The following is a 9832-nucleotide window of genomic DNA, read 5'->3' as shown; positions in this document are numbered from 1 at the left end:
TTTGCCAAAGCTGGTTGATCGCAGTTGTTTTGTCTTTGAACTCGTTCGCCGCCTTTTGTCGTGAACTACAAGAAGGTCAGACGCATTTATACCGAAGAGAGGCTTCAGGTGCGCCGTAGGGGCGGCAGGAAGTGCGCATTGGGCACGAGGAAGCGATGGTGTTGCCAGACGGCCCAAACCAGCGCTGGAGTTTGGATTTCGTGTCCGATGCGCTGACGGATGGCCGCCGCTTTCGCATTCTTGCGGTTGTTGACGACTTCAGCCGCGAGAGCTTGGTGCTGGTCGCAGATACATCCTTGTCGGGCCAACGGGTTGCGCGTGAACTGGACCGCGTGATCGCTGAGCGAGGCATGCCAAAGACAATCGTTTCTGATAGCGGCACAGAGTTCACCAGCATGGCAATTCTGAAGTGGGTTCAGGATACAGGTATCGATTGGCACTACATTGCGCCTGGAAAGCCCCAGCAGAACGGTTTCATTGAAAGCTTCAACGGTAAACTGCGGGATGAATGCCTCAACGAAACACTGTTTGGCACCTTAGGCGATGCGCGCGAAACGCTCGAAGAATGGCAGGAGGATTACAACTGGCGCAGACCACATTCAGCCTTGGGCAACCTGACACCCATGGAATTTTTACAGAGAAAAGCGATGGACAAGATGGCGGCCTAACGCCAAAGATTTAACCCCAAGGACTCCGCGTAAAGCTGGTGGGAACTTGGGGCTCAGGTCAAAGGCTCGCTGCTGCTGTGCGGCCCGTCTAAGCTGCCGTTCGCTGAGGTTGCGAAAGAAATGGTGCCCTCCTTTAGTAGCCCAGCAATCTGTTCTTCGCTGAAACGGCTTCTCTTCTCAGGTACAGAGCAAACTACTCCTAGACGCCGGGCTTGTCAGGGGAGCAGCTTACGTCCCCAAAAGCCTCTAATCTGCAGACCCCAAAAGCTATCGAAGAGACAGAGGATCACAAACCATCGGGGTTACCACTCAACAAGACAGTTTCGTCTGTGATTTCATCATTTCGCACCCATTGAATCGCATCACCCCGCCGAAACATTGTCACGCAGCGCTCCTTGCCTTTGCCCAGCTTGGTCCATTGCCGACAGTACATATCACCGTCAATGCGCCAGCGACCCGTGTCATTGCGGCCATTTCGGATAATCTTCATTGTCCTTTGGGACGTGTAGTAGATTGTATACTGTCCGGTTTTGTCAGTACCCTTCAGGGAATTGCCGGGTAGGATAGTGCGGATCTCACTCCCTGTAAGCTTTGTGAAATTCCTAGCAACAAGGGATTGGGACGTGGTTGCGCATGCGGTGAGACTGATAGCGGCAATGCAAGAGGCAATAGCTATTTTCATTTGGATTTTTCCTTTTTTGAATTTAATTTCATATGGTTGGAGATATTTTTCAGCGCCAGCGCCAGCCTCAGAGAGCCCAAAGCCTGTGTTCATTTGCGTTTCTACGCGGCCGACCTGGGGGTGAAAAAGTTTGCAACAGGGCCAGGTCGGTCAAAGAGCTCGCTCGGTGTGCCGCAGTCGACTAGTTTTCCATCAACTAAGAACCAGATCTGGTCCATCTTCCGAGCGACGGCCTGATTATGGGTGATAAGAAGTGTCGTCGCTTCGGAACCGCTCAATAACTTCAGCAAAAGCTGCGGGCCTTCGGAATCCAGGGCATCGTCAGGTTCATCCAGCAAGATCAAATGAGCTCCGGACAAGGCCGCTCTTGTCAGCATGACCCGACGAATTTCCCCCGATGAAAGGTTCGTGCCCCATTCAGCAATCTTTCCGTTCAGACCTCCAACCCGCTCTAGAACCTGACCCAGCCCATAGGCTTCTGCCATCGCCTCGATCTCAACGTCCTCGGGTGTTTGAGCAATGCCCATTGTGAGCGCACGTCTGAAGCTACCCGACAGAATTGGGGTTCGCATGCTCATATAGTCGATCATGCGTTTCCGGTCGCCTGAGCCAAGACTGATTGGCGATCTGTCGCCCAGAAGAACCTGCCCGCTATCGGGCGCCTCCAATCCTGCCGCGAGTTTCAGTAAGGTGGATTTACCGCTGCCATTTGGCCCTAAAATTGCGATCTTTTTGCCCTTGGGGGCTTCAATATCGATCTTGTCCAGGATCCCAAAGGACGCATTGGAAAATCGCAAGGGTTTGGGCTCACAAACAAACTTGGCCTCTGGCGCGGCTGGGGCGTCCAAAGTAGATTGCCGCAGCAAGTTCAGGCATTTATCGCGCGCCGCCACCCAAGCCTTATAGCGATCCCAGACGCCTGCCAAATCGCGCATGGGTTGGATCATCAAGCCGACCGCCGCAAGGGCTCCGGCAACTTCGGCAGCACGTATGTTTGCCTGAAAAGCCGCATAGAAGACAGAGGCCGCAGCCAAGGCAGAAACTGCATCCGGAACGGCACGCAGGAATGACTTTGCTTTCACTCGATCGACAGAAGCCGTGATCAGATCATGAGTCTTCCGCAGCAACGCATTTTGTTCGATCCGCATACGCCCCATCAAGCGCAATTCTGCCGCGTAGGGGGCCCTTTCACTCATATCGGCGGCAAGAGTGCCCCGTCTTGACCGAAGTCGCCCGTGAACCTTGTTTAGTCGAGGGGCCACAACAAGCATGACAAGGATGCCTGCCGCAATCGGAATAGCCGCGGCCATGCCCAGCAACGGGTTGATGAGAAACACAACAAGCGTCGCAGTTGGCAGGACAATGCTGGATGAGATCAGTCGCGCAATTCCAGCGCTGATCCAGTTGCGAATGGCACTGAGATCGCCAACGAACCGCAAGGTGACAAAGCCGCGTCGGCGCTTTTCCAACACGTGGTTGGGAAGACGTGATAAATGCCGAAACAGCCGCAGCCTGAGATCGGATGCGTAATCTTGCCCTATCCTCTCACCCAGCACGCGCTCCAGATATCGCAAGGCGGCAATGGCCAGGCCCGCCGCAGCGATAAACAGCAGTGGCTGCACCGGGACCGGAGAGTCATTCAGGCGCAAATGGACAAACACATTGCGTGTAGCAAAGGCCGCAACACCTGCGGCAAATGCTTGCCCTAAGGCAATTGCAACAACCCCAAGCAGCTTTCTTGCGCGGCCATTTCCTGTGAGCTTCGGTAGTTTACTCATGACGCACCTCCGAACCAGAATCAGGCTGTAAGGACCTGATCCCTGTTTGAATTACGGATAAATTCCAGCAGCCCCCTTGCTGCCTCCGGAGAGAGAAGTTCTTCTTTGGTGGCGATTGAGACGGCCGCAGCTTTCTCTGCCTCTTCGACGGCCATGGGGGAGGCGCTTACCTTGCCGGTCACAATCGAAGGCTCAATTCCCATGGACCGCAGCGCCTCGCATCCACCGACCACCGAGGCCGCACAGGGTGCCGCAAATATGACCCCGTCGAGAATTTGGCGCACTTCTGGCGATTTCAAAAGTGCGGCCGTCTCGGCCTGGAAAATGCCATCGGCAAACTCAATAACAGCAACGTCGCATCCGGCGGCTGACGCGTGACCAAGAAGGCTGTTCATTCCAGAAATGATCTGGGAAACAGGCAACTGATAGGTTGATACCATTCCGGCGTCGACGAAATCGGCAACAAAATGCGACGCAGTGTCGAGGTAAGCATTGTAGTCTCCGAAAGACCCGGTACCCGTCACCTTGATGGCCGCAACTTTGTGACCCGCTTTTGACAGGCCATGGGCGAAACTTGCGACAGCTGTTGTCTTGCCACCATTCATGGACGAGCCGACAGCAGCAACTATCGTGAGGTTGATCGGCAGAACCATATTTGCCATTGCATAGTCAGCGATGTTGACCGGCGCGCCGTTGCTGCGCGAAATGACACCCAGCGGCTTTACTTTTGTGGGCCCGGACATTCGATGATTGGATTTCCGCATTGTCCCGATGACGCCACCGCCGGCCAGCATATCACTGCTGCTTTCATCAATAACTGCAATCCCTTCATACTGGTCCGGCGCATAGCGTGCACCACAAGCCAGCACAACAGTGTCTCCGGGATACAGCGTAGAGTACCGGCCCACGTTCAGTTGGACACGTTTATGAGAGCCGATCTTTTGAACCTCGCACAAGACAAGGTCGCCTGGGTTTGCAGCGGCAAAATCAGTTGTAAGGCGGGTGCAATCCTGCCGATCGACGCGGCGGGTCGTAAACGCCCATTTTGCGTTTGAGATCAGATTGGTTTCGGTTTGTCCATTTGACATTCTGTTCTTCCTTTTCTGCTCGAATTGGATTTGGAACCAGTGTTAGGCTACATTTGGTACGCGGCCCGGTCTGGGATCACTGGCAAATACGAGATCCGCCAGGCCTCCCCTATCGACGCACTCAACAAAGCCGTGCCCACAGCGCGGCAGGATTTTCAGGGTTACATCGGGGGCTGGAAGGCCACGCAAAGCCGCAGCGACATGCAGGGCCTCCACCCAACTTTTCGCTCGTTCCAATCGATGAAGACCTTGTTGTGCATCAATTGCTGGTCCGGAACGGGTATTGCGGTCTTTTTTGCAGTCCCTTTCTCCAACCGTCACAAGAATTGGCAGTTTGAGGAATGCTGCCAGTCTGTCTTCCATAACGGGGCCCCAGTTGTGACGGCCCCGGCGAGGTCCGACACCATAAGGAAACGGGCTACTGTCGGGAAAAGTGAACCAGCCCGCAGAGGATACGGTTAGCCGTCCGACAGTCTCGGGATAGAGCATCGCAAAGCGGTGCGTGAACTGCGCGCCACCGGAAAACCCAGCCAGGTCGAATGCATCTGTTTGCCATATGCCCCTGGCACGCAGTTCTTTCATCAACCCGAACAGCGCCAGATCTGCACGCCCCTTTCTGACAACCTGCTGATAGTTCGGCCATGTTTGCTCAGAAAATAGCGGGGCGATAACGGGTCTTCCTGTTTTTCGCGCGTGGGCGGCAAGTTTTTCTGCCTGTACCTCTGCGCCCCGTTTTATCCCATGGACCGCCACAACAGGCGGGCCATAGGCACCGCTCGCCTCGGGGAGGGCAACCCAGCACGGCAAGCCGCATACGCTGGGTGCTGGCAAAAAAACTGCGGAAACTTCCGGGTCTTTCAGAGAGCCAGCCGCTGCGTCAAACAGGTCAGGGTTGTTCATGTACATTTTCGTCTCTCCCCAATCCGATGACTAACTCGCGTTCGAAAAGACCTGATCCGCCAATGTTTCGGGGAGCATGTCGAAAATCATATGAATGCGGTCTTCGTCGCCATCATTGCTGGCTTCGTGCATCACGTTGTTGTCGAACCACCAAAGTTCGCCTTCTTTCATGCGCACTTCCTCATCGCCGGTTTTCATCCAGGAACCCGAGGTCGAACGCAGGACAAAGTGATAGCGGTCACGGACGCGGTAATACTCGCCATTATCGATATGGGGGTAGACCCGCTTCCCTGCCGGCAGACAAACAATCTTGGCGCGTCCCAGAATGGAGTTTTGACTGGCTGCAAACGCTTCAAGAAACTTGCGGGCCGTCGGGTATTTCAACGACCCTGAGGTCCAGCGGCTTTCATGCACATCGCGGCGTTTGCGATCACCAATCGCGGATTTACGCAATCCACGCAACGGTATCGCGAGCGCTTCGCGCTGAACCTTGATCTTGTCTTGCCGACCCGTCGAGACAGACCAGGCGTCCTCCACACCAGAGATTTCCTGCAAGTAGGGCGCAGGATCGATGTTGGGCTCGATAAGCTTGAAATATTTCATCTCACGTTCTCTTTCCAAGTTGCGTTTTCATCGGTGGAAGCCCCAGTGTGGGTCGCTTCGAACTCTATATGTCCTCGCCGTCTGAAGCCTTCCTGACGGGAAGCAAAAACTTGCTTCAGCCTGCTGTAAGGTTCTGGCGGAAAGTAAAAGACCCGGCCGCGCTTGGGGCAACGATCTGTGGTATGTCCGGCTGATACCGCTGATGAATGCGGAAGCTGGCACATCTGGACTGGCTATGCCGCCGTTGGCCTGATTGGCCTGCGATTGATCTGGGGGCTGATTGGTTCCCGTTAGGGCAGGTTTTCGCGATTCCTGTTTGGACCGGGCGCGGTGAAACTCTATCTGTGCACCGTTCTCCAGGGCCGCGAGACGCGATATGCAGGCCACAATCCTGCAGGGGCGGCGATGATCGTGGCGATCTTTGAAACCCTGTCAGAGACAGCCTTTACTGGTTGGCGCATGGTTGAGCCCACGCGTCTGGCTTGGCCGGGCAATCGCAAAGACCAGAACCAGCGGCCAATGAAATATACGCACCAGCGGATCCCAGACGCGGACCATTATTCAACTACGGGCGATCTACTGGGGACAAATAGCTCATTGGCAGGCGGTGCCAGGGCCTCGGTCGGGACGACGGAATTGCCACGGCCACGGCCACGATCGTCGTCATCATCATTATCATCGAATTCAAAATCAACCATGGCCAGCGTGGCAGGGTCGACCTTGACCTCTATTTCGCGGCCTTCAGTATCGCGACCTTTGATTTTATAGCAACCATCCTCCGTCCTGATCCGGCGGACAGTCCAGCCTTGGTCTGCGACCATTGCCAGCAGCGCCTCACGGGGTTGCCATTGGCTCATGGGGACGTGGCACTCATCGCCATCAGCCAGTGCTGCGCCAGCCGCGACAAGGCCTGCAAGTAGGGTTGCCATGTTCAAATACGTCTTCATTGTTTCATTTCCTGAAACTGGTTTCTCTCAGGCTTTGTCGCCCATCGACCTGACGCCAACCTGAAGTGCATTGGCTTTGTGCTTAAGGTGCACATCAGCCTTTTCGGTGATAAAAGGACAACAGATGAAACGGGGCTAAACAGATATGCGCGTATTGTTGATCGAGGATGACACAGTGCTTGGGGCTGCGGTACGTGATCAGATCGTCGCTGATGGCTACTCCGTTGACTGGGCGACACGACTGGACGCAGCAAGCGAATTTTTGGCGGTTGCCGCCTATGATTTAATTCTGCTCGACCTGATGCTGCCCGATGGTCGGGGGCAGCCATTTTTACGCCGTCTTAGAAAGCAGGGGGATGTAACACCTGTGATCATCTTGACGGCTCTGGATCAGATCAGCGACCGGATCGAAGGACTGAACGCCGGGGCTGATGATTATATGGTTAAACCCTTTGATCTGGCCGAGCTTTCAGCCCGGGTCGGTGCAGTTGCCAGGCGGTATTCAGGCAATCCCAACCCGCTGGTCACTTTGGCCGATTTGGAGGTGGATCTTGCCGCGCGTTCGGTTCACCGCGCTGGCAAGTTGGTGCCGCTAACCGCCCGGGAATGGGTGCTGTTTGAGGCCTTTGTACAACGGCCCGGGCAGCTATTGTCCAAAACCCAGCTAGAGGAGCGTCTCTATTCCTTTGGATCGGAAATCGAGAGCAACACGATTGAAGTCCACGTTAGTCGTTTGCGCAAAAAACTGGGGCATGAACGGATCGAGACAGTACGCGGTTTAGGCTACCGGCTGGGTGCGGCATGAAAATGCCCAGCTCTCTACAAGGCCGACTGGCCCTCGCACTGGGGTTGTCGCTGACGCTGTTATGGCTGGTCACGGCTTGGGCTACGAGCACACTTCTCAGAGCCGAGATGGGCGAAGTATTTGATTCCACATTGGAGGAAACCGCACAACGAATCCTGCCTCTGGCGGTTCTCGATACGATCAATCGCGAGGGGGGAGTCAGCCAGCGCATCTCCACACTGCACGAGCACGAAGAGTTCTTCACCTATATTGTGCGCGATGATCAGGGTCATGTCCTGCTGCGATCGCATGCCGCTGAGGATGCGAATTTTCCCGCGTTTGAGGGGTTGGGATTCCGCCAAACTGCGACCCACAGGCTCTATTATGATGCCGCGCTGCAAGGTTCGATCACTATTGCAGTCGCTGAGCCGCTGAGCCATCGTGCCGATGTCGCGCGCGAAGTTACAATTGGGTTAATCTTGCCGTTGTCTGTGGTCATTCCGCTTGGCTTGATCGGCGTGTTATTGATTGTCCGGCTCAGTCTGCGGTCGGTACGACGCTTTAGCCATGCTTTGGCCAGGCGAGGCGCTCGCGATCTTTCGGCGGTTGGCGATGATAACCTTCCAGAGGAAATCAAGCCAATGGCTAAAGCCGTGAATAACGTTCTGGATCGGCTGAGTCGCACGCTTGAAGCCGAACGAAGCTTTACCGCAAACGCCGCGCATGAATTGCGCACTCCGGTTGCCGCAGCGCTGGCACAGACCCAACGATTGATGAGTGAAACATCTGATGCCAATGTCGGCCAAAGGGCTGCCGACATCGAAGTGTCGCTCAGACGACTGACCCGGTTGTCAGAGAAGCTCATGCAATTGGCGCGCGCTGAAGGCGGACGCTTGCGGCTCGACAACAGCTCAGATCTGCGCCCCATACTAAGAATGGCGCTCACTGAATTGAACCGAGCCGCAGGACCAGGCCGTATTGAAATTGAAACCCCAGCCAAACCGGTACTGTCGGACCTTGATCCTGATGCGTTCGCCATCGTCGTCCGAAACTTAGTCGAAAATGCCCTGCGTCATGGCGGCAGCGACACCGCAATTAAGGTGCGCCTGAACAGTAATGGCACCTTCCACGTGATCAACGATGGTCCTTCAGTCTCACCCGAAATACTGGCCCGATTAACCGCGCGTTTTGAGCGCGGGCAGACGAGCGGTAAAGGCAGCGGACTGGGCTTGTCCATTGTGCAAGCAATTGCCGATGGCGCGCAAGCGACATTGGTGCTGCACTCGCCGCTACCGGGCGGGACGGAGGGATTCGAGGCGGTGTTTCAACTACCGGGGACCGCTGAAAAAGATTGATGGTCGCTTTCATCAGTTTATTTGTGCCTTCTTGAAAAAAACGGCCAGCGAAACCTGAAACGACCACCCACACTCCGAGGTGCAAGACCACCCCCCCTCAACTGCGGACATCTTGCAAGCGCCGCCTAGCAATATGTGGGTCGGGCCGTCCTTGCCTTTGGGCGGTGTACAGAGGCTCTGACTTTCAATGTCGCCAACCTCTCGCGATCCAATCCGGGACGTCTTCCCATGCGCCTTGCGCAACGATAAGGCGGTTGCTCATGTGGTTCCTTCGAGAGGCGAATACCCGACTTTTGTTTATCTGTGAAAATATCCGCTTCCGATAGCGCATGACTTACACTCCATCTCTTCAAAAAGATTAACGTGTTGCAGCGACCCGTTGAAGCCACCCCGTAAAGCCGACATCTAAGCAGTCTGCAGCATCACTTGATGCTACCATGGTACACTGTGCGTCCGCTTTCGGGAAAACCGCATTAGTAGTTCGCATCTGCAGCGAACCTGTCGCGCCAGGCGGAATGAACGTCCAGGAAGGGCTGCAACCTGACGGTCGCTGCGATTTGCAATCAACATCTGCAAACCTGGAAAAAGTCTGCGAGGCTATTGATAACTCCACGCGACTCACTGATTTTTCAGTTTGTGCCTTCGATACTGTCACGGAGCGCGTGGAGCTCCTCGTATTGATCAGGTAGTTGCTCCATACAACGCTTCTCATTGAGAGGTCGTGCACATGGGGTTTTGACATTGCGCGATGAAACGCTAATATCCCAACAAGCTTAGATTTTGGCGGCCCCGGAAGGACTTGAACCCTCAACCTCGGACTTAGAAGGTCCTTGCTCTATCCAGTTGAGCTACGGAGCCGCTGAAAGCAGTCTGTAAAACAGTCCGCGATAATCTACTACTTGCTAATCACCTTTAATTCAAAGCAAAATCTGGACTTGACCATCCGATTAGAAGTTCCCTGCTCTAATCCAGCTGAGCTAACGGCCCGCTCTTCTTTCGGCTGTATCAGCCAAATATCTTGCCCTGT

8 protein-coding genes, 1 tRNA gene and 1 pseudogene are annotated in these 9832 nt (G+C 54.9%); 3 read left to right on the top strand and 7 right to left on the bottom strand.

What is annotated here, in order from left to right; translation table 11 throughout:
• Positions 1-57 precede the first annotated feature (57 nt).
• A pseudogene (locus PH5382_RS13780) lies at positions 58-668 on the top strand (IS3 family transposase); the annotation flags it as partial.
• Positions 669-954: 286 nt separating this feature from the next.
• Here PH5382_RS13780 and PH5382_RS13775 read toward each other — a convergent pair.
• The 6 genes from PH5382_RS13775 to PH5382_RS13750 all read right to left on the bottom strand — a co-directional run bounded on the left by PH5382_RS13775 (position 955) and on the right by PH5382_RS13750 (position 6666).
• Positions 955-1443 carry a hypothetical protein gene (locus tag PH5382_RS13775; RefSeq protein ID WP_058334969.1) on the bottom strand — a complete coding sequence of 163 codons (489 nt, stop codon included), beginning with the start codon at positions 1441-1443 and terminating at the stop codon, positions 955-957.
• 8 nt (positions 1444-1451) lie between these two features.
• On the bottom strand, positions 1452-3128 hold the full coding sequence (locus PH5382_RS13770) for an ATP-binding cassette domain-containing protein (protein WP_058334968.1): 1677 nt from the start codon (positions 3126-3128) through the stop codon (positions 1452-1454).
• 20 nt (positions 3129-3148) lie between these two features.
• Entirely contained in the window at positions 3149-4084 is a 936-nt protein-coding gene (locus PH5382_RS13765; RefSeq protein WP_156414915.1) for a DUF1611 domain-containing protein, read from the bottom strand.
• Between the two features lie 174 nt (positions 4085-4258).
• Positions 4259-5122, bottom strand: coding sequence for an alpha/beta fold hydrolase (locus PH5382_RS13760; protein WP_058334966.1), 864 nt, complete (start codon positions 5120-5122; stop codon positions 4259-4261).
• Between the two features lie 24 nt (positions 5123-5146).
• Positions 5147-5719 carry an aspartyl/asparaginyl beta-hydroxylase domain-containing protein gene (locus tag PH5382_RS13755; protein ID WP_058334965.1) on the bottom strand — a complete coding sequence of 191 codons (573 nt, stop codon included), beginning with the start codon at positions 5717-5719 and terminating at the stop codon, positions 5147-5149.
• 557 nt (positions 5720-6276) lie between these two features.
• Positions 6277-6666, bottom strand: a complete 390-nt coding sequence (locus PH5382_RS13750; RefSeq protein WP_058334964.1) for a PepSY domain-containing protein — start codon at positions 6664-6666, stop codon at positions 6277-6279.
• 145 nt (positions 6667-6811) lie between these two features.
• Between PH5382_RS13750 and PH5382_RS13745 the strand changes: the two genes are divergently transcribed.
• Positions 6812-7471 carry a response regulator gene (locus tag PH5382_RS13745; RefSeq protein ID WP_058334963.1) on the top strand — a complete coding sequence of 220 codons (660 nt, stop codon included), beginning with the start codon at positions 6812-6814 and terminating at the stop codon, positions 7469-7471.
• Positions 7468-8805, top strand: a complete 1338-nt coding sequence (locus PH5382_RS13740) for an ATP-binding protein (RefSeq protein ID WP_058334962.1) — start codon at positions 7468-7470, stop codon at positions 8803-8805. The genes PH5382_RS13745 and PH5382_RS13740 overlap by 4 nt, the downstream gene beginning before the upstream one ends.
• 781 nt (positions 8806-9586) lie before the next feature.
• Here the strand turns inward: PH5382_RS13740 and PH5382_RS13735 are convergent.
• Positions 9587-9663, bottom strand: a tRNA-Arg gene (locus PH5382_RS13735).
• Positions 9664-9832 lie beyond the last annotated feature (169 nt).

Origin of the sequence: Phaeobacter sp. CECT 5382, from assembly GCF_001457775.1 — a bacterium.
GTDB lineage: Bacteria > Pseudomonadota > Alphaproteobacteria > Rhodobacterales > Rhodobacteraceae > Pseudophaeobacter.
The sequence above is the reverse complement of the archived record's forward strand: the minus strand, read 5'-3'. Positions and strand labels throughout refer to the sequence as shown.

Bases quoted from the DNA above. Each gene is read 5' to 3' on its own strand.
- PH5382_RS13760 (WP_058334966.1), bottom strand. From the start codon at position 5,122: ATGTACATGAACAACCCTGACCTGTTTGACGCAGCGGCTGGCTCTCTG.
- PH5382_RS13755 (WP_058334965.1), bottom strand. From the start codon at position 5,719: ATGAAATATTTCAAGCTTATCGAGCCCAACATCGATCCTGCGCCCTAC.
- PH5382_RS13740 (WP_058334962.1), top strand. From the start codon at position 7,468: ATGAAAATGCCCAGCTCTCTACAAGGCCGACTGGCCCTCGCACTGGGG.
- PH5382_RS13745 (WP_058334963.1), top strand. From the start codon at position 6,812: ATGCGCGTATTGTTGATCGAGGATGACACAGTGCTTGGGGCTGCGGTA.
- PH5382_RS13750 (WP_058334964.1), bottom strand. From the start codon at position 6,666: ATGAAGACGTATTTGAACATGGCAACCCTACTTGCAGGCCTTGTCGCG.
- PH5382_RS13775 (WP_058334969.1), bottom strand. From the start codon at position 1,443: ATGAACACAGGCTTTGGGCTCTCTGAGGCTGGCGCTGGCGCTGAAAAA.
- PH5382_RS13770 (WP_058334968.1), bottom strand. From the start codon at position 3,128: ATGAGTAAACTACCGAAGCTCACAGGAAATGGCCGCGCAAGAAAGCTG.